General features: G+C 56.1%; 18 protein-coding genes, 2 tRNA genes, 2 rRNA genes and 1 pseudogene. 7 read left to right on the top strand and 16 right to left on the bottom strand.

Features of this window, described 5'->3' with window-relative positions; translation table 11 throughout:
* From ACK5JN_RS21235 to ACK5JN_RS21215, 5 genes are all read right to left on the bottom strand, one after another.
* Positions 1–190: Rnf-Nqr domain containing protein (locus ACK5JN_RS21235; RefSeq protein WP_408709998.1), on the bottom strand; the 190-nt coding region annotated here is incomplete at its 3' end.
* Between the two features lie 6 nt (positions 191–196).
* Positions 197–844 (bottom strand): NADH:ubiquinone reductase (Na(+)-transporting) subunit D, encoded by a 648-nt coding sequence (locus ACK5JN_RS21230; protein ID WP_416871956.1) that lies wholly within the window; start codon positions 842–844, stop codon positions 197–199.
* Positions 837–1,631: a Na(+)-translocating NADH-quinone reductase subunit C gene (locus tag ACK5JN_RS21225; RefSeq protein WP_416871955.1), complete on the bottom strand. Its 795-nt coding sequence runs from the start codon at positions 1,629–1,631 to the stop codon at positions 837–839. Before ACK5JN_RS21225 ends, ACK5JN_RS21230 begins: the two co-directional genes overlap by 8 nt.
* Positions 1,624–2,862, bottom strand: coding sequence for an NADH:ubiquinone reductase (Na(+)-transporting) subunit B (locus tag ACK5JN_RS21220; RefSeq protein ID WP_416871957.1), 1,239 nt, complete (start codon positions 2,860–2,862; stop codon positions 1,624–1,626). Before ACK5JN_RS21220 ends, ACK5JN_RS21225 begins: the two co-directional genes overlap by 8 nt.
* A gap of 3 nt (positions 2,863–2,865) precedes the next feature.
* Positions 2,866–4,209, bottom strand: a complete 1,344-nt coding sequence (locus ACK5JN_RS21215) for a Na(+)-translocating NADH-quinone reductase subunit A (RefSeq protein WP_416871954.1) — start codon at positions 4,207–4,209, stop codon at positions 2,866–2,868.
* A gap of 559 nt (positions 4,210–4,768) precedes the next feature.
* Between ACK5JN_RS21215 and dpaA the strand changes: the two genes are divergently transcribed.
* Positions 4,769–5,512, top strand: a complete 744-nt coding sequence (gene dpaA / locus ACK5JN_RS21210; RefSeq protein WP_416871953.1) for a peptidoglycan meso-diaminopimelic acid protein amidase — start codon at positions 4,769–4,771, stop codon at positions 5,510–5,512.
* Here the strand turns inward: dpaA and ACK5JN_RS21205 are convergent.
* Positions 5,483–6,250: a class II glutamine amidotransferase gene (locus tag ACK5JN_RS21205; protein ID WP_416871952.1), complete on the bottom strand. Its 768-nt coding sequence runs from the start codon at positions 6,248–6,250 to the stop codon at positions 5,483–5,485. The two genes, dpaA and ACK5JN_RS21205, sit on opposite strands and share 30 nt — an antisense overlap.
* A 41-nt stretch (positions 6,251–6,291) precedes the next feature.
* Entirely contained in the window at positions 6,292–6,873 is a 582-nt protein-coding gene (gene lpcA / locus ACK5JN_RS21200) for a D-sedoheptulose 7-phosphate isomerase (protein WP_416871951.1), read from the bottom strand.
* Positions 6,874–7,111: 238 nt separating this feature from the next.
* Between lpcA and fadE the strand changes: the two genes are divergently transcribed.
* Both fadE and ACK5JN_RS21190 read left to right on the top strand, forming a co-directional pair.
* The gene (fadE, locus tag ACK5JN_RS21195) at positions 7,112–9,556 is read left to right on the top strand and encodes an acyl-CoA dehydrogenase FadE (protein WP_416871950.1); all 2,445 of its coding nucleotides are present in this window, start codon (positions 7,112–7,114) and stop codon (positions 9,554–9,556) included.
* A gap of 131 nt (positions 9,557–9,687) precedes the next feature.
* Positions 9,688–10,458, top strand: coding sequence for an amidohydrolase (locus tag ACK5JN_RS21190; protein ID WP_416871949.1), 771 nt, complete (start codon positions 9,688–9,690; stop codon positions 10,456–10,458).
* Positions 10,459–10,545: 87 nt separating this feature from the next.
* Here the strand turns inward: ACK5JN_RS21190 and ACK5JN_RS21185 are convergent.
* Together ACK5JN_RS21185 and dnaQ are read right to left on the bottom strand one after the other, a co-directional pair.
* Positions 10,546–10,622 (bottom strand) — tRNA-Asp (locus tag ACK5JN_RS21185).
* Between the two features lie 129 nt (positions 10,623–10,751).
* Positions 10,752–11,483 (bottom strand): DNA polymerase III subunit epsilon, encoded by a 732-nt coding sequence (gene dnaQ, locus ACK5JN_RS21180; RefSeq protein WP_416871948.1) that lies wholly within the window; start codon positions 11,481–11,483, stop codon positions 10,752–10,754.
* Here dnaQ and rnhA point away from each other — a divergent pair.
* Positions 11,437–12,014, top strand: a pseudogene (gene rnhA, locus ACK5JN_RS21175) (ribonuclease HI). The gene dnaQ and the pseudogene rnhA sit on opposite strands and share 47 nt — an antisense overlap.
* Here rnhA and ACK5JN_RS21170 read toward each other — a convergent pair.
* Positions 12,011–12,736 (bottom strand): class I SAM-dependent methyltransferase, encoded by a 726-nt coding sequence (locus ACK5JN_RS21170; RefSeq protein ID WP_416871947.1) that lies wholly within the window; start codon positions 12,734–12,736, stop codon positions 12,011–12,013. The pseudogene rnhA and the gene ACK5JN_RS21170 overlap by 4 nt on opposite strands.
* Positions 12,737–12,766: 30 nt before the next feature.
* Between ACK5JN_RS21170 and gloB the strand changes: the two genes are divergently transcribed.
* Both gloB and mltD read left to right on the top strand, forming a co-directional pair.
* A complete protein-coding gene (gene gloB, locus ACK5JN_RS21165; protein ID WP_416871946.1) occupies positions 12,767–13,522 on the top strand; it encodes a hydroxyacylglutathione hydrolase in 756 nt (251 codons plus the stop codon).
* Positions 13,523–13,593: 71 nt separating this feature from the next.
* Positions 13,594–14,955, top strand: coding sequence for a murein transglycosylase D (gene mltD / locus ACK5JN_RS21160; RefSeq protein WP_416871945.1), 1,362 nt, complete (start codon positions 13,594–13,596; stop codon positions 14,953–14,955).
* Between the two features lie 59 nt (positions 14,956–15,014).
* Here mltD and ACK5JN_RS21155 read toward each other — a convergent pair whose 3' ends face one another.
* Complete coding sequence (locus ACK5JN_RS21155) at positions 15,015–15,809, bottom strand: endonuclease/exonuclease/phosphatase family protein (RefSeq protein ID WP_416871944.1); 795 nt, start codon at positions 15,807–15,809, stop codon at positions 15,015–15,017.
* A 128-nt stretch (positions 15,810–15,937) separates the two neighbouring features.
* Positions 15,938–17,116 (bottom strand): MFS transporter, encoded by a 1,179-nt coding sequence (locus ACK5JN_RS21150; protein WP_416871943.1) that lies wholly within the window; start codon positions 17,114–17,116, stop codon positions 15,938–15,940.
* 104 nt (positions 17,117–17,220) lie between these two features.
* On the opposite strand from ACK5JN_RS21150, the gene yafC reads away from it, so the two are divergent.
* Positions 17,221–18,108, top strand: coding sequence for a DNA-binding transcriptional regulator YafC (gene yafC, locus ACK5JN_RS21145; protein WP_416871942.1), 888 nt, complete (start codon positions 17,221–17,223; stop codon positions 18,106–18,108).
* A 49-nt stretch (positions 18,109–18,157) separates the two neighbouring features.
* On the opposite strand, the gene dkgB is transcribed toward yafC, so the two are convergent.
* From dkgB to ACK5JN_RS21125, 4 genes are all read right to left on the bottom strand, one after another.
* Complete coding sequence (gene dkgB / locus ACK5JN_RS21140; RefSeq protein ID WP_416871941.1) at positions 18,158–18,961, bottom strand: 2,5-didehydrogluconate reductase DkgB; 804 nt, start codon at positions 18,959–18,961, stop codon at positions 18,158–18,160.
* A gap of 164 nt (positions 18,962–19,125) precedes the next feature.
* Positions 19,126–19,202 (bottom strand) — tRNA-Asp (locus tag ACK5JN_RS21135).
* Positions 19,203–19,257: 55 nt separating this feature from the next.
* Positions 19,258–19,373 (bottom strand): 5S ribosomal RNA (rrf, locus tag ACK5JN_RS21130).
* A 96-nt stretch (positions 19,374–19,469) separates the two neighbouring features.
* Positions 19,470–19,619 (bottom strand): 23S ribosomal RNA (locus ACK5JN_RS21125); the annotation flags it as partial.

The raw sequence follows: 19,619 nt of genomic DNA, 5'->3' as shown, positions 1-19,619 counted from the left end.
GCACCAGGTTATAGACCAGGTTGTTGATCGGTACCGCGAGGCCGAGAACGACCGTTACCGCCACGCCAAGACCAAAAGCGGTGGACACCTTCTTCGAGACCGCGAGGAAGGTACACATCCCGAGGAAGAAGGCCAGCGCCATGTTTTCAACGAACACGGCGCGAACAAACAGGCTAATGTAGTGAGCCATGATCGGTTACTCCTTTTCCTGCTGTTCCTGCTGTTCCGGCTTCCAGCTACGCAGCGCCCAGATCAGCAGACCGATAATGAAAAACGCGCTCGGCGCGAGCAGAAACAGGCCGTTCGGCTGATACCAGCCGCCGTTCTGTATCGTCTCCAGCACCGTGACGCCAAATAGCTTGCCGCTGCCGATAAGTTCGCGCAGGAAGCCGACGATCAGCAGGATAGCGCCGTAGCCGAGGCCGTTACCGATGCCGTCCATAAAGCTCGCCAGCGGCGGAGACTTCATGGCATATGCTTCCGCGCGCCCCATCACGATACAGTTGGTGATGATAAGCCCGACGAAGACCGACAGCTGTTTCGACGTTTCATAGGCAAAGGCGCGCAGCAGTTGGTCGACCACGATAACCAGCGAGGCGATAATCGCCATCTGCACGATAATGCGCACGCTGTTCGGAATATGGTGGCGGATCATTGAGATGAACATGCTGGAAAACGCGGTCACCAGCGTGACCGCAATGGTCATCACGAACGCCGTTTCCAGCTTGGTGGTGACCGCCAGCGCCGAACAGACCCCGAGCACCTGGAGAGCGATCGGGTTATTGGCGATGAGCGGGCCAACCAGCAAACGCTTCATCTCTTTTGTTTCACCCTGTTCAGCCATGATTCAGCCCTCCTTCACGCACCTGTTTCAGGAACGGGCCAAAGCCCAGTTCGCCCATCCAGAAATCAAAGCTATGCTGTACGCCGTTGGCGGTAAGCGTGGCGCCAGACAGGCCGTCCACTGCATAGAGATCGCCCTGCGGGGCCGCGCCCTTCATGACTCTGAGCGCAGGGTGCCCTTCGTCGTTGACGACGCGTTTACCAACAAACTGCGCGCGCCAGTTCGGGTTTTCAACCTCACCGCCGAGCCCCGGGGTTTCCCCCTGGTCGTAGTAGGTGATGCCTTTGATGGTGCGCCCGTCGGTATCCAACGCAACGAAAGCGTACATCATTGACCACAGGCCGTTGCCGTAAATCGGCAGGACGATTTCCTGCAGCTGCTGTTTTTCATCTTTAATCAGGTAGATTTCCACCACGTTGCTGCGGCGGCGAATACCGGCAGGGTCCTCGCTAGCATCCAGCGCTACGCTTTGCTGCGGATCTTTCAGCGCCTGACTCTGATTAAACTTCGCCGGGTCGCTATCGAGCAGAGCGCCGGTTTTTAAATCCACCAGCCGCGGGGTGACGCGCGATGCGTAGATATCCGCAACCTCGTCGGCGCTCATTTTGTCGTGCATCAGCCCGGCCACCGCCAGGATATTGCGCTGTTTATCCAGCGCGCGCTGCTCCTGCTGTAGCGGCTTGAGGCCCACCGCGGAACCGGCGACCACAATGGAGCAGACCAGACAAAGCACCAGCACCACCAGCAGCGTTTTGCCGATGCTATCGTTACTTTTATTCTCAGCCACGCGACTTCCTCCGCTTAATGTTGGCCCGCACCACCAGGTAATCGAACAGCGGTGCAAAGAGGTTGGCGAACAGAATCGCCAGCATCATCCCTTCCGGATAGGCCGGGTTTACCACGCGAATCAGCACGCACATCGCGCCAATCAACGCGCCGTAACACCACTTCCCTTTATCAGTGAACGAGGCAGAAACCGGGTCGGTGGCCATAAACATCATGCCAAAGGCGAAGCCGCCGAGCACCAGATGCCAGTACCACGGCATGGCAAACATCGGGTTGGTATCGGAACCAATCAGGTTAAACAGGGTGGCGCAGGCGATCATGCCGACCATCACCCCGGCCACAATGCGCCAGGAGGCGACGCGACCAAAGATAATCAGCGCCCCGCCGAGCAGGATCATCAGCGTGGAGACTTCACCAATGGAGCCCGGAATGTTGCCGATAAAGGCATCCATCCAGCTCACCGGCTGCCCGCTCACGACGTTAACCAACGCTTCACCGCCGTGGCTCGCCCACTGGGAAAGCGGCGTGGCCCCGGAGAAACCGTCGGCGGCGGTCCAGACCAGGTCGCCGGAGATTTGCGCCGGGTAGGCAAAGAACAGGAACGCACGCCCGGCCAGCGCCGGGTTGAGGAAGTTACGGCCGGTACCGCCGAAGATTTCTTTCGCAATCACGACGCCGAAGGAGATGCCAAGCGCCGCCTGCCATAACGGCATCGTCGGCGGGACAATCAGCGCAAACAGAATTGAGGTGACGAAGAAGCCTTCGTTCACTTCATGCTTGCGCACAATCGCGAACAGCACTTCCCAGAATCCGCCCACCAGAAAGACCGTGGCGTAAATCGGCACAAAGAACACCGCGCCCAGCATCATCATGCTAAGCCAGCCGGCATCCGGCGCGAAGCTGACGCCCAGCGCCTGCGCCACGCTGTAGTGCCAGTTGCTGGCAATCACCTGCTGTAGTTGCTCAGCGCCGTACAGCTTGTGCAGCGCCGGGATGGTTTGCAGCCCGACGTTATACATCCCCCAGAACATCGCCGGGAAAACGGCGAACCAGACGAGGATCATCATGCGCTTCAGGTCGATGGCGTCACGCACGTGCGCCGCGCCTTTGGTCACATGGCCCGGCGTGTAGAGCAACGTCGCCGTCGCTTCATACAGCGGGTAGTATTTTTCCAGCTTGCCGCCCTGCGTGAAGTGCGGCTCAACTTTTTCCAGTAGCTGTTTTAAGCCCATCACTTAGCCTTCCTGCTCAATTTGCGTTAATACGTGGCGCAACACCGGCCCGTATTCATATTTCCCCGGGCAGACGTAGGTGCACAGCGCCAGGTCTTCTTCATCAAGCTCCAGACAGCCCAGCGCCTGCGCGCTGTCGGTATCCCCCGCCAGCAAGTCACGCAGCAGCATGGTCGGCAGAATATCCAGCGGCATCACCCGCTCGTAGTTGCCGATAGGCACCATGGCGCGCTCGCCGCCGTGCATATCCGTAGAGAGGTTAAACAGCTTCTTCTTGAAGAAGTGGCCCAGCGTGGTGCGGGTAATCGAAAATTTGTCGCGCCCCGGTGCCACCCAGCCCAGCAGCTCTTTTTCGCGCCCTTCTTTCAGCACGCTCACCTGCAGGTGGAAACGGCCCAGAAACGCGTGAGGGCCCGACGCCTGCGTGCCGTTAAGGACAGAACCGGACAAAATGCGGTTTTCGCCTTCGTGCAGCTCGCCCGCCAGCATTGCATCAAGATCGGCGCCGAGGCGGGTGCGCAGCAGGCGAGGATTCTTCACCTGCGGGCCGCCGAGGGCGATGATGCGCTCGGTCCACAGCACGCCGTCAAGGAACAGCTTACCGTAGGCAATGACGTCCTGGTAATTAAGGTGCCACACCTGCTTGTGCAGGCTGACCGGCTCCAGGAAGTGAATGTGAGTACCGACTAACCCAGCCGGGTGTGGGCCGGTAAACTGATTAAAGGTCACCTGCCCCAGCGGATGACCGCCCAGCTTGCCGCCGCTGCCCTGGCAGACGTGAACTTTACCGTCCGTCAAACGCGTGAGAACGGTGAGGCCCGCGTTAAACGCTTCGCGCTGGGCGAGGATAATGGGCTGCGGCTCGGCGGCCAGCGGATTGGTGTCCATGGCGGTAACGAAAATCGCCGCCGGCTCCGAACCCGGTAACGGCGTTTTACTGAACGGCCGCGTGCGCATCGCCGTCCATAGGCCAGATTCAATCAGCTGTGCGGCCACCGCTTCACGCGGTAGCGTTGCCAGTTCATCCGCCGGATAGGCCGTAAAGCGCAGCGATTCATCGCCGTCGACGTCAATGACCACCGACTGCAATACGCGGCGCTCGCCGCGGTGAATGGCGCTCACCGTACCGCTGGCTGGCGCAGTGAAGCGCACGCCGGGAATTTTTTTGTCTTCAAAGAGCAGCTGCCCTTTAACGACTCTATCGCCCTCTTTTACCGCCATCGAAGGACGCAGTCCGTTATATTCTTCGCCTTTCACCGCCACTCGGGTCACGGCAACGTCATCAATGCGCTGCTGGTCGGGCTGTCCAGCTATAGGCAGATCGAGGCCTTTGGTTATTTTAATCATACTGTTCGCAGGTATCCGTTAACGACGACGTCAACTCAAAGCTGAGGCCAGCGTTTAGGTTAACGAGACAAAAGAAAGGAGGTGTGCCTGAGGCCGATTGTTACCATCACCAGACATGATGAGAATCTGAAGCATCCTTTCTTACACTGTTTAGAGAGTTACTATCTGAATCATTCAGCAGGTATCCGTTATACCCATTTTCAGCCCGAATGATTACGTAACGAAAGTTTACCATTTTCTCCTTATCTGATGCAGCAGTTCTGCTTTCTAAGCCGCTAAATTGCGAGCTGATACGCAAACTGCTACGGATTCGGACAAAGATGGCTAGCTAATCATCAGCTTATCCTACACTCTTTTTGCAGGCTTCCGTTTGGCCGGTCAACAGCACAACGCACCGACCTGCCACGGGAATACAACACGAAATTGTAAACGCCAAACGCCCCTCTTGCGAAAAAATGCGGTGGTGCTAAGGTGAGCGCACAAAAAACAGATTTATCTGCTTTTTTCTCTCTGTTGCCTCTCCTGGCGTGTAGTTATTTTTTATCAAGGAACAAGTAGTATGCGCAAAATCGCATTATTTATTGCGATGCTTTTAATGCCGTGCGTTTCGTTTGCTGGTTTAATGAGCAGCAGCAGCAGCCCGACGACGCCTGTCAGCAAAGAATATAAGCAGCAATTGATGGGCTCTCCGGTCTACATCCAGATTTTTAAGGAAGAGCGCACGCTCGACCTGTTCGTCAAAATGGGTGAAACCTACCAACTCCTTGATAGCTATAAAATCTGTAACTACTCCGGCGGCTTAGGGCCGAAACAGCGTCAGGGCGATTTCAAAAGCCCGGAAGGCTTTTATTCGGTACAGCGCAGCCAGCTCAAGCCGGATAGCCGTTTCTATAAAGCCATCAATATCGGCTTCCCGAACGCCTATGACCGCGCGCACGGTTATGAAGGAAAGTATCTGATGATTCACGGCGCCTGCGTGTCGGTGGGCTGCTACGCCATGACCGATTCAGGTATTGATGAAATCTTCCAGTTCGTGACCGGCGCATTGGTCTTCGGGCAGTCCAGCGTACAGGTGAGCATCTATCCGTTCCGCATGACCGATGCCAACATGCAGCGCCATAAATATTCATACTATAAAGATTTCTGGCAGCAGCTTAAGCCGGGCTACGATTACTTCCAGCAGACGCACAAGCCGCCAATGGTGTCGGTCGTCGACGGCCGTTACGTCGTCAGCAAGCCGCTGAGCCACGAAGTGGTTCAGCCGCAGCTGGCGTCAAACTACACGCTCCCCGAGGCAAAATAAGCGCCATTCGCCTGGCATAATCTTGTGCCAGGTTTCATTCCCCGTCAGCGGTTGGGTGGCTATCACGGTCACCACATCGTTGGCGGTCGTCTCCTGCTGAAAATCAATTTCCACGTCCTGATCCAGTAGCTTCGCCACGCCAAACGGCGCCCGACGGGTGATCCAGTACAGGTTGGTGGAGCAGAACGCCATCACATAGCGCCCGTCTGACAGCAGCATATTAAACACGCCCATCCCACGCAGTTCGTCCGTGAGCGAAGCAATGTATTTAAACACCGCCTGCATGTTCCCCGGCGTGCGCGGGTAGCGCTGGGTCAGCTTATGCAGCAGCCAGCAAAAGGCTTTCTCGCTGTCGGTCTCGCCAACCGGCCGAAAATGGCCCGTTTCCAGCGTTTTATAGCCGGTGAGCTGGCCGTTGTGGGCGTAGGTCCAGTTGCGGCCCCACAGTTCGCGGGTGAACGGATGGGTGTTTTCCAGCGCCACCATGCCACGGTTGGCCTGGCGAATATGGGCAATCACCGAGCAGGACTTAATCGGATAGTCCTGCACCAGTTTGGCGATCGGCGACTGGTAGCTGGGCTGCGGGTCTTTAAAGGTGCGACAGCCTTTACCTTCATAGAAGGTAATACCCCAGCCGTCTTTATGCGGCCCGGTGCCGCCACCGCGCTGTACGAGCCCGGTGAAACTGAAGCAAATATCGGTTGGCACATTGGCGCTCATCCCGAGCAGTTCGCACATCTTACACCTCCGCAGCAAACGGGGCCGAAGCCCCGTGAAACTTATGCTTTAACCATCTCTTTTTCGATCAGCATGATCAGGATGTGAATCACTTTAATGTGAATTTCCTGCACGCGGTCGGCGTAGCCAAAATGCGGTACGCGAATTTCGATATCCGCAGAACCGGCCATTTTACCGCCGTCTTTACCGGTCAGAGTGATCACCTTCATGCCCTGCGCACGCGCCGCTTCAATCGCTTTGATCACGTTTGCAGAGTTGCCGGAGGTGGAGATCCCCAGCAGCACGTCGCCCGCGCGGCCTACGGATTCAACGTAGCGAGAGAAAACATATTCATAACCGAAATCATTACTCACGCAGGAGAGGTGGCTGACGTCGGAGATCGCGATCGCCGGGTAGCCCGGACGGTTTTCACGATAGCGGCCAGTCAGCTCTTCAGCGAAGTGCATCGCATCGCAGTGGGAGCCGCCGTTGCCGCAGGAAAGCACTTTACCACCGGCTTTGAAGCTGTCTGCCAGCAGGGCTGCTGCGCGCTGAATGGCATGGATATTGGCGTCATCTTTGAGAAAGTTTGCCAGCGTATCGGCCGCTTCATTCAGTTCGTTACGAATAAGATCCTGGTACATGAGGATAATCCTTCAGCATTAATAAAATTGTCGCCGCTAGTGTACCGGATAGCATCACCACAGAGAAGCAAGGGGCGATGTATTCAGCGGATGTTTGAATTATTGGTGCGGTAAAAAGCATCAACAATGTGAGCGGAGTTGTAATTATCTTGTAAACGCATTGCTAATTAAAATCACATCAACTACAACCATATCATCACAAGTGGTCAGACCTCCTACAAGACAGGGGCATTTCTCTATGATGATTTTGAGTATTGTTTTAACCATTGCTTTACTCGGTGCACTCTTCTATCACCGCATCAGCTTGACGCTCAGTAGCCTGATTTTACTGGCCTGGACCGCGGCGCTCGGCGCTGCTGGCCTGTGGAATTTGTGGCTGCTGGTACCGCTGGCCATCATTCTGGTGCCGTTCAACTTTACGCCAATGCGTAAAGCGCTGATCTCCGCGCCGGTGTTCCGCATGTTCAGTAAGGTGATGCCGCCGATGTCGCGTACCGAAAAAGAAGCGATCGACGCCGGTACGACCTGGTGGGAAGGCGATCTGTTCCGCGGCAATCCGGACTGGAAAAAACTGCACAACTATCCGCGTCCGCAGCTGACCGCCGAAGAGCAGGCCTTTATTGATGGCCCGGTGGAAGAAGCCTGCCGCATGGCGAACGATTTCCAGATCACCCATGAGATGGCGGATCTGCCGCCGGAACTGTGGGCCTATCTGAAAGAGCACCGCTTCTTCGCGATGATCATTAAGAAAGAGTACGGCGGCCTGGAGTTCTCCGCCTATGCCCAGGCGCGCGTATTGCAGAAGCTCTCCGGCGTCTCCGGGATCCTGGCGATTACCGTCGGCGTGCCGAACTCCTTAGGCCCGGGCGAACTGCTGCAACACTACGGCACTGAGGAACAGAAAGATCATTACCTGCCGCGCCTGGCGCGTGGTCAGGAAATCCCCTGCTTCGCGCTGACCAGCCCGGAAGCCGGTTCTGATGCCGGTGCGATTCCGGATACCGGCGTCGTGTGCATGGGCGAGTGGCAGGGCGAGCAGGTGCTGGGCATGCGCCTGACCTGGAACAAGCGCTACATTACGCTGGCGCCGATCGCCACCGTTCTGGGGCTGGCGTTTAAACTCTCCGACCCGGATAAACTGCTGGGCGGCGCGGAAGATTTGGGCATTACCTGTGCGCTGATCCCGACCAACACCCCGGGCGTGGAGATTGGCCGCCGTCACTTCCCGCTGAACGTACCGTTCCAGAACGGCCCAACCCGCGGCCAGGACATCTTTGTGCCGATCGATTACATCATCGGCGGGCCGAAAATGGCCGGCCAGGGCTGGCGTATGCTGGTTGAATGCCTCTCCGTAGGCCGCGGAATTACCCTGCCGTCGAACTCGACCGGCGGCGTAAAATCCGTCGCGCTGGCGACAGGTGCCTATGCGCACATCCGCCGTCAGTTCAAAGTCTCGATTGGTAAAATGGAAGGGATTGAAGAGCCGCTGGCGCGTATCGCCGGTAACGCCTACGTGATGGACGCCGCCGCGACCCTGATTACCTACGGCATTATGCTTGGTGAAAAACCGGCGGTGCTGTCGGCTATCGTTAAGTACCACTGTACCCATCGCGGCCAGCAGTCCATCGTTGATGCGATGGATATCGCCGGGGGCAAAGGCATTATGCTGGGTGAAGGCAACTTCCTGGCGCGTGCCTACCAGGGCGCACCGATCGCCATCACCGTGGAAGGGGCAAATATTCTGACCCGCAGCATGATGATCTTCGGCCAGGGCGCGATCCGCTGCCATCCGTACGTGCTGGATGAGATGGCCGCCGCGCAGAATAAAGATGTTAACGCCTTCGATAAGCTGCTGTTTAAACATATCGGCCACGTGGGCAGTAATAAAGTGCGCAGCTTCTGGTTAGGCCTCACCCGTGGCTTAACCAGCCCGACGCCGACCCGCGATGCGACGAAGCGTTACTACCAGCATCTGAACCGTCTGAGCGCCAACCTGGCCCTGCTGTCCGACGTTTCCATGGCAGTGCTGGGCGGCAGCCTGAAACGTCGCGAGCGTATCTCCGCGCGTCTGGGTGACGTGCTAAGCCAGCTGTACCTCGCCTCCGCGGTGCTGAAACGTTATGACGATGAAGGCCGTAACGAAGCGGATTTACCGCTGGTGCACTGGGGCGTGCAGGATGCGCTGCATCAGGCCGAGCAGGCGATTGACGATCTGCTGAAGAACTTCCCGAACCGCTTTGTGGCTGGCGCCATGCGCGTTGCCATCTTCCCGACCGGCCGTCATTACGATGCGCCGTCCGATAAGCTGGATCACAGCGTGGCGAAGATTCTGCAAACGCCGAGTGCCACCCGCTCCCGTATCGGCCGCGGTCAGTACCTGACGCCGAGCGAGCATAACCCAGTGGGACTGCTGGAAGAGGCGCTGGTTGATGTGATGGCGGCGGACCCAATCCACCAGCGTATCTGCAAAGAAATTGGCAAAAACCTGCCGTTTACCCGCCTGGATGAACTGGCACAGAACGCGCTGGCAAAAGGGCTTATCGATCAAACCGAAGCGGCGATCCTGATTAAAGCGGAAGAGAGTCGTCTGCGCAGCATCAACGTCGATGACTTCGCAGCGGATGAGCTGGCGACCAAGCCGGTAAAGCTGCCGGACAACGTGCGCAAGGTTGAAGCCGCGTAACCCCTTCTATTTGTTACCCCTAAAGCGGAGCCTGGCTCCGCTTTTTTTTATTCAGGCAGTCCCCAGAGCAGCAGCAGCCTGATAAGGTGTTACAGTTAACCTTACGTCCTGTATAAGAGGAGCGCCTCACTGTGCCTGGCTTGAAGATTACCCTTTTACAACAACCGCTGGTATGGATGGACGGCCCTGCCAACCTGCGCCATTTCGATCGGCAGATGGAAGAGATTGTCGGACGCGATGTGATCGTGCTGCCGGAGATGTTTACTACCGGTTTTGCCATGGAAGCTGCCGAACAGTCGCTGGCGGAAGAAGAGGTCATCGCCTGGATGCGTGAGCAGGCGCTGCGCACCAACGCGCTGATTGCCGGTAGCGCCGCGCTGCAAACGCCACTGGGGGCGGTTAACCGTTTTCTGCTGGTGGAGCCGGAAGGCCAGGTCCACGCCTACGACAAACGCCATCTGTTCCGCATGGCCGATGAACATCACCACTATATTGCGGGTAACCAGCGGGTGGTGCTGACGTGGCGCGGCTGGCGTATTCTACCGCTGGTTTGCTACGACCTGCGTTTCCCGGTGTGGTCGCGCAACCGCAACGACTACGATCTGGCGCTGTACGTCGCTAACTGGCCGGCGCCGCGTTCGCTGCACTGGCAGGCGCTGTTGACCGCGCGCGCCATCGAGAACCAGGCCTATGTCGCTGGCTGCAACCGGGTGGGTACCGATGGCAACGGCCATCATTATCGTGGGGACAGCCGCATCATCACACCGCAGGGCGAAATTCTGGCCACCGCCGAACCGCATCAGGCGACCCGTATCGACGGCGAGCTCTCTCTGACGCAGCTGCAGGAATACCGCGAGAAATTCCCCGCCTGGCAGGACGCCGATCCCTTTGCGCTAGGGTAATGAAAGAATGGCAAAGACGTGCTGAAAGTTCTGGAAGGCTAAAACGACGAAAGCCCGAATCATTACTGATTCGGGCTTTCTGAATAGTGGCGGAACGGACGGGACTCGAACCCGCGACCCCCTGCGTGACAGGCAGGTATTCTAACCGACTGAACTACCGCTCCGCTGTGTTCCCTTGGGAACGAGGCGAATATTACGGATTCCCTCGGAAACCGTCAACGCTTTTTCTCTGTTTTTGAATTGTTTGCTGCAAAAATCGCCCATACGCTTATTTTCACAGCAAAATCGCTGTTTTATGCCCGCCAGAGGCAGCTTCCGCCCTTCTTCTGCACCAGGTCGAGGCGCGATTCGTGATTCAACAGTTCTTCATCGGTAGCATAAACGACGCGCAGTTTATTCGCCGCGCGGACAATACGCTGAATTCCGGTATCGCCCGCCTGCTGCTGCCCCTCGCCTTCCATCGCAAATTTAATCGACGTCTGCCCGCCGGTCATCGTCAGATAGACGTCTGCCAGAATCTGGGCATCGAGAAGCGCGCCGTGCAGGGTTCGCTTGGTATTGTCTATTTCATAGCGCGAGCATAACGCATCGAGGCTGTTACGCTTGCCGGGGAACATTTTCCTCGCCAGCGCCAGGCTATCGGTGACCTTACAGAAAGTATCGGTTTTTGGAATACCGCGGTTGAGCTTACTAAACTCATAGTCCATAAAGCCGATATCGAACGATGCGTTATGGATGACCAGCTCCGCGCCGCGGATATAGTCAATGAACTCATCGGCCACGTCGGCAAAGGTGGGTTTATCCAGCAAAAACTCGTCGGCGATACCGTGAACGCCGAAGGCTTCAGGGTCCACCAGCCGGTCTGGCTTGAGATAAACGTGGAAGTTGTTGCCGGTCAAACGACGGTTTATCACTTCGACGGCACCGATCTCGATGATCTTGTGGCCTTCGTAGTGCGCACCGATCTGGTTCATGCCGGTGGTTTCGGTATCCAGAACGATCTGTCGCGTAATTGCAGTGCTCATATCAGTCATTTATGTCAGACTTGCCGTTTACTTTCGATTGCAGATACAGGAAGTCTACCAGAGATGCTTAAACAGGTAGAAATTTTCACCGATGGCTCTTGCCTTGGTAACCCAGGCCCTGGCGGCTATGGCGCTATTTTACGCTATCGCCAGCGGGAAAAAACCTTTAATGAAGGCTATCGCCTGACCACCAACAACCGGATGGAGCTGATGGCGGCGATCGTCGCGCTGGAGGCGCTGAAAGAGCCGTGCACCGTGGTGCTGAGCACCGACAGCCAGTACGTCCGCCAGGGGATCACCCAGTGGATCCACAACTGGAAAAAACGCGGCTGGAAGACGGCGGATAAAAAGCCGGTGAAGAATGTCGATCTGTGGAAGCGGCTCGACGCGGCGCTCGGCCAGCATGAGATCCGCTGGGAATGGGTTAAGGGCCACGCCGGGCATCCGGAAAACGAACGCTGCGATGAGTTGGCGCGTGCGGCAGCCTCGGCGCCAACCCACGACGACGTCGGCTACCAGTCGGAAGCCTAAACGTCCGGCGGCTTACGGTACTGCCGGGTTGCGCCCACCGCCTGCGGGATACGGCTTTTCGCCTTATTTTGCCGCATCGGGTTTAGCGTCAGCGGGATGGTTCGCTTACGCGCCACGATCACCTGCAGACAGCCCAGCGCCGGCACGTGGGTGCTCAGCATCACTCCCCCCTGCTTCGCCCACGGCAGCACCTGAAAACGACTCTGGTGCAGCACTTCAAAATTCAGCAGCGCCAGCCAGTCGAGCTGGCGGGTCATGGTAAACATCCGGCTGTTGTAGGGGACGGATTTACGCAGCACGGGAAACAGCTTGCGCAGCCCCATCAGGCTGACCGGGTTAAAGCTGCTGATAATCAGCCAGCCGTCGTCAATTAACACCCGGTCGGCTTCGCGCAGCATACGGTGGGGATCGCTGCACCAGGGCAACGTATGGGCGAGAAGGCAGGCGTCGACCGACTTTTCGGCAAATGGAAGCTGCAGCGGATCGGCCAGCACCTGCATCGGGCTGCCCTCCAGCGAGATATTCACCTGGTGGGAGATGGCGCAGGCCTCGGTGTTGATTTCCGCGCTCAGGTTACCTACCTTGAGCAGGTGAAAGCCGTACAGCTTACCGAGCCAGGGTTTCAGTTGACGATCGATAGCCTCACGATAATATTCACCCCAGGGCATTTGCGCCCACGAGACAGGCGCTGAGACTGTTTGAGGTATCCTTGCCGGTTTCATCACACCTTCCCTACGCTTAAGAGGTAATGAATGAATCTTAACAGTATTCCAGCGTTTCAGGACAACTACATCTGGGTTCTTAATGATGAAACGGGCCGTTGCCTGATCGTCGATCCTGGCGAAGCGGCCCCGGTGCTGGCGGCAATCGCGGAAAATAGCTGGCAGCCAGAAGCGATCCTCTTAACGCATCACCACAACGATCACGTTGGTGGCGTGGCGGAGCTGCATAGGCGTTATCCGAATTTGATCGTTTACGGCCCGGAGGAGACGCGCAACAAAGGAACAACAAAAATCGTGGCTGACGGCGATCGGATCCGCGTTCTCGACCAGGATTTTCACGTTTTCGCTACACCGGGGCACACTTTAGGACATGTCTGTTTCTACAGCGCGCCGTGGCTTTTTTGCGGCGATACCCTGTTTTCCGGGGGCTGCGGGCGTTTATTCGAAGGCACGCCAGCCCAGATGTACCGCTCGTTGCAGCGTATTAACACCCTGCCGGAAGAGACGCTAATTTGTTGCGCACATGAGTATACGCTCTCCAACATGAAGTTCGCCCTGAGCGTTTTACCGCATGATTTGTTCATTAACGAATACTATCGAGAAGTGAATGAGTTACGTGCAAAAAAACAAATAACACTCCCCACAACTCTGAAAAAAGAGCGTCAGATCAATCTATTTTTAAGAACGGATGATATTGATTTAATTAATGAAATAGACAAAGAAACAAAATTGCTACAATCTGAAGAGCGTTTTGCATGGTTACGGTCAAAGAAAGATAACTTCTGAGACTTCCGGGTTGCGTTTTCGAAAGTTCGTCGTTATTATCGGTCGTCTTTTAAGCAACTATTGACACACACATGAAGGCAAAAGCGATATTACTCGCCTCTGTCCTGCTCGTGGGGTGCCAGGCGTCACAGCAGGGCAACGTCCAACAGCACGCACAGAGCCTTTCTGCGGCTAGTCAAGGGGAAGCAAGTAAGTTCACAAGTCAGGCGCGTTGGATGGACGATGGGACATTCGACATGCAGGATCAAAACCTGTGGGCTTACATTGGCGACGAGCTAAAGATGGGAATCCCGGATAATGCCCGGGTTCGCGAACAGAAACAGAAGTATTTACGAAATAAGAGCTATCTCCACGATGTAACTTTACGGGCAGAGCCGTATATGTACTGGATAGCCGGGCAAGTTAAGAAACGTAACATGCCTATGGAACTGGTATTACTACCCATAGTGGAGAGCGCTTTTGACCCGCACGCAACGTCTGGCGCCAATGCCGCAGGCATCTGGCAGATCATTCCGAGCACAGGGCGCAATTATGGTCTGAAACAGACCCGCAGTTATGACGCACGTCGTGACGTCGTTGCTTCCACAACGGCAGCACTGGATATGATGCAGCGTCTGAACAAAATGTTCGACGGCGACTGGTTATTAACCGTGGCGGCGTATAACAGCGGTGAAGGCCGTGTAATGAAAGCGATGAAGGCGAACAAAGCCCGTGGCAAGCCTACGGACTTCTGGTCACTTCCATTGCCTCAGGAAACTAAGGTCTACGTACCGAAGATGCTGGCTTTGAGCGACATCCTCAAAAACAGCAAACGCTATGGCGTTCGTCTGCCAACAACCGACGAAAGCCGTGCGCTGGCGCGTGTTCGCCTCGATAGTCCGGTTGAGATTTCTCAGCTCGCAGACATGGCAGGTATGCCGGTCAATAAGCTGAAGACCTTCAACGCAGGCGTTAAAGGCACTACGCTCGGCGCAAGCGGTCCAAAGTACGTGATGGTGCCACAGAAGCATGCAGACCAACTGCGTGAGTCCCTGGCCTCCGGTGAGATTGCCGACCTCCAGCCAACGCTGGTTGCCGACAACACGCCGATGTCCAGCCGCAGCTATAAGGTTCGCTCAGGCGACACGCTGTCGGGTATCGCCTCGCGCTTAGGCGTGACGACGAAGGACCTGCAGCAGTGGAACAACCTGCGTGGCAGCAACCTGAAGATTGGCCAGAGCTTAACGGTGGGTGCGGGCAGCAGCGCTGCGCGTCTTGCCGATAACAGCAGCATTACGTACCGCGTACGTAAAGGTGATTCGCTGTCGAGCATTGCTAAACGTCACGGCGTTAACATCAAAGATGTGATGCGCTGGAACAGCGGCACTGGCAACCTGCAGCCGGGCGATCAGCTCACGCTGTATGTGAAAAACAGCGACCGTCCTGACTCCTGACAGGCATCCAATAAAAAAGGCACCGTTTCCCCCGGTGCCTTTTTTTTATTCCTGCCGCCCTACCTTGCCGGGCTAAATTCGACGATGAGCGGATTATGATCCGATGCGCGCGTCACCAGTACCGAAGCATCGTTCACGTTCAATCCCCGATAGAAGACAAAGTCCAGCGGCCGGCCAAACGCACGACGGCGCTGATCGTCATCAAAACGCACCGGGCGCAGCGACATATCGCGCGCAAAACGGTACAGCGCGTTCATACGCGGACGGCTCCAGGCGTTGAAATCCCCGGCCATGATTACCGGGCCGCTGTGCTGGGCGATCTGCTCGCCGATGGGCATCAGCTGTTTACTGTAGACATCAACGCCGAGACTAAAGTTAACGGCATGAATATTAACGACCATCAGCAGACGCGAATCAGGAAGTGGGTAAACGGTCACTAACGCTGATTTTGCCAGCCGCAGGATGGGCTCGCGTTCCCGTAGCGGGCAGCAGTAAACAGGCTGGGCGGCGGACAACGTCATTACGCCGGAAGGATGATGCGGCAACGCAAACGCGGGGACCTGATCGGCGGCCAGATAGTTAGTGGTCGCAAACTTTACCAGCTCAGGCGTGGTTTGCGCCTCCTGAAGTAATACCAGGTGCGCCTCCTTACCGTACTTATTCAGCACCGACAGCCATTCAGCGCGCTGCTGCTTAAAAATATTCCACACCAGGATGCGAATATTCTCTTCAGTGCTTAACGGCTTACCCACCGATAATGCCTCGCTCAGCCCGGTATAGGCGCCCGGCGGCGGGAGGATCCGCTCTGCGGGCTGTCCGGCAATGTAGCGCATGGCGTAGGTATTTTTTCGCACTTTCTTTTATAACCTCAATAACCAAAGAACCCGCCTGGTTCCAGGAGGGTTCCTCAGTTATAGGGGCTTTTGCCCGCGGTTTCAACGCTATTTGTGATAAAGCTAAGTGAACTTCTGTAAGCCCGTCCTTACCGAGAAAAACCAGGCACGACGCGCTTATCCAGGCGGCCGCTGAGGCCGGTCAACAGCAGCGCCCCAACCACAATCAGCGCGCCAATCCACGGCGTTTGCGCCAGACCATAGTGCTCAACGGTCTGCCCGCCCACCACTGAACCAATAGCAATCCCGACGTTGAAGGCGGCAATGTTCAGACCCGATGCCACATCGACGGCGGCTGGCGTGTACTCCTCGGCCTTTTGCACCACGTAAACCTGGAGCCCCGGGACGTTACCAAAGGCAAAGACGCCCATCACCAGTACCGTAGCCAGCGCGGCATACTGGATCGACGCCGTGAACTGGAAGACCACCAATAGCGCGGCCAGAGCGGCAAAGATAAATTTCAGCGCCGATACGGCTCCGTGTTTATCGGCCAGCTTACCGCCCCAGATATTCCCCACGGCTACCGCGACGCCGTAGCCTAACAGGATCCAGCTGACAGCATTCGGCGTGAAGCCCGCCAGATTCTGCATCATCGGCGCCAGGAAGGTGAATGCGGTAAATACACCGCCGTAGCCCAGCGCGGTGATGGCGTAGATCATCAGTAAACGCGGATGGGTCAACACTTTCAGCTGGTCAGCCAAACTTGCAGGCGTACGGCCCGGGATATTGCCAGGCACCAGTATGGCGCTGGCAATCAGCGCAATCACGCCCAGTACGGAAACGGCCAGGAACGTCTCTCTCCAGCCAAAGTGCTGGCCGATAAAGGTACCCAACGGTACGCCGGTCACCAGCGCCACGGTCAGGCCGCCGAACATGATAGCGATCGCCGAGGCGGCCTTCTCTTTCGGCACCAGACTGGTGGCAATGGTGGAGCCAATGGAGAAGAACACGCCGTGGGCCAGGCCGGTCAACAGACGCGCGACGACCAGCGTAGCGTATCCCGGAGCCTGCCAGGCCAGCAGGTTTCCGGCGGTAAACAGCACCATCAGCGCCAGCAGCAGCTGTTTACGCGGCAGTTTGCCCGTCAGCGCGGTGAGCACCGGCGCGCCGATGGCCACGCCCAGCGCGTAGATGGAAACCAGCATCCCGGCGGAAGGCAGGGAGATAGCAAGTTGTTCAGCGATAGTCGGAACCAGACCGACAATCACAAATTCGGTTGTGCCAATTGCGAAGGCACTGATCGTTAAGGCAAGTAGCGCCAGCGGCATAATTTACTCCACATCATCAGTATTAAGATGACACGTAGTATGCCGGGGTGTTTAAATAACAAAAATATTCAAAATCTCAATAGAATTTTGCTTCAGGTGCAACAATGAGAGCGACATCAGAAGAGATCGCCATTTTCGTGGCGGTGGTTGAAAGCGGCAGTTTTAGCCGGGCGGCCGAACAGCTGGGCCAGGCCAATTCGGCGGTAAGCCGCGCGGTGAAGAAGCTGGAATCGAAACTTGGCGTGAGCCTGCTGAACCGCACCACGCGCCAGCTTAGTCTGACCGAAGAGGGCGAACGCTATTTCCGCCGTATGCAGGTGGTGCTACAGGAGATGGCGGCGGCGGAAAACGAGCTGCTGGAGACCCGCAATACGCCGCGCGGCCTGCTGCGCGTCGACGCCGCGACGCCGGTGATGCTGCATTTTCTGATGCCGCTGATTAAACCCTTCCGCGAGCATTATCCGGAGATTACGCTGTCGCTGGTGTCGTCAGAAACCTTTATCAATCTGATTGAGCGTAAGGTGGACGTGGCGATCCGCGCCGGGACGTTAACTGACTCTAGCCTGCGAGCCCGCCCGTTATTCAGTAGCTATCGTAAGATCATCGCGTCGCCGGAGTATATTGCCCGCCATGGCAAACCCGAGAGCGTCGTCGACCTGAAGGAGCATCTGTGCCTGGGGTTCACCGAGCCCTCCTCGCTTAACACGTGGCCGGTATACTGCTGCGATGGGCAGTTTATGGAAGTGAGCTGTGAAATTACCTCCAACAGCGGCGAAACGCTCAAACAGCTGTGCCTGAACGGTAACGGGATTGCCTGCCTGTCGGACTATATGGTGGATAAAGAAATTGCCAGCGGGGAGTTTGTTGAGCTGCTGGCCGATAAACGTCTGCCCGTCGAGATGCCGTTTAGCGCGGTTTACTACAGCGATCGCGCGGTGAGCACCCGCATCAGAGCATTTATTGATTTTCTTAGCGAGCAGGTCAAAAAATAGCCCAACGTGATGTTGGGCTATTTGAGGGTTTTAGAGGGTTAAGGGGCGGTTAGTCCCACTCAGGCGCCAGGCCTTCCGGGCTGACCAGGCGGTCATTGCAGTCCAGCGCAGCGATCGCTTTTTTATCATCGGCATCCAGCGTCAGGTTCTGCGCCAGCAGGTTGCTTGCCAGGTTTTCGCGCTTGGTTGACGACGGAATAACCGCGTAGCCTTCACCCATTGCCCAGGCCAGAATCACCTGTGCTGGTGTTGCATTGTGTTTCTTCGCAATGCTGGCAATCACTTCATCTTTCAGTGCCTTACCGTATGCCAGCGTCATGTAAGAAGTAATATGAATACCGTGCTCGGTAGCCCAATCGACGACTTTGCGGTTTTGCAGATACGGTGACAGTTCAATCTGATTAGTCGCGATATTTTCCGCGCCAACGACAGCAATTGCACGTTGCATCAGCGGAATGGTGAAGTTAGAGATACCAATCTGGCGAGTCAGACCCAGCGTCTTCGCTTCCAGCAGTGCTTCCATAAACTCTTCAACCGCTACGGCATCGTTCGGCGACGGCCAGTGGATCAGCGTCAGATCCACGTAGTCGGTACGCAGCTTCTGCAGGCTCTCTTTGAGGCTAGCAATCAGTTTGTCCTTGCTCAGATTTTCAATCCAGATTTTGGTGGTGATAAACAGCGCTTCACGCGCGATACCGCTTTCGGCAATCGCCTGTCCTACGGCCGCTTCATTGTCATAGATCTGTGCGGTATCGATAGTACGATAGCCTAACTCCAGCGCGGTTTTTACGGAGGCGATAACAACGTCATCTTTCAGGCGGAAGGTACCGAGACCAAATGCAGGGATTGTCATGATTTTCCTCTTTATTTATCAGAATGGGTTAACTGGAACCATTATGACGAACGAGAGGATCGGGAAAAAGATCGATTAAAGCAGAGGATTTTTGCTAAAACAGCAATAATCATATGACAGGCAAAGAAAAAAGCCCTGAGCAAATGCTCAGGGCTTTTAATAAGTGGCGGAACGGACGGGACTCGAACCCGCGACCCCCTGCGTGACAGGCAGGTATTCTAACCGACTGAACTACCGCTCCACCGAATTTCTTTGTCACTACCCGGATTATTCATCCCGGTTTACTGCAATTTGATGCCTGGCAGTTCCCTACTCTCGCATGGGGAGACCCCACACTACCATCGGCGCTACGGCGTTTCACTTCTGAGTTCGGCATGGGGTCAGGTGGGACCACCGCGCTACAGCCGCCAGGCAAATTCTGTTTATTAACCCGCCTTTAGCCGGTTAATGTAATCTGTAATCAAGCTGAATATTGTGTCTGTCTTCGCCAAAACAACTTCGGCGTTGTAAGGTTAAGCCTCACGGTTCATTAGTATCGGTTAGCTCAATGTATCGCTACACTTACACACCCGACCTATCAACGTCATAGTCTTTAACGTTCCTTCAGGAGACTTATAGTCTCAGGGAGAACTCATCTCGGGGCAAGTTTCGTGCTTAG

The sequence above is a fragment of the Kluyvera sp. genome (genome assembly GCF_047971185.1).
Lineage (GTDB): Bacteria > Pseudomonadota > Gammaproteobacteria > Enterobacterales > Enterobacteriaceae > Kluyvera.
This window is presented reverse-complemented; position numbering and strand designations above follow the sequence as displayed.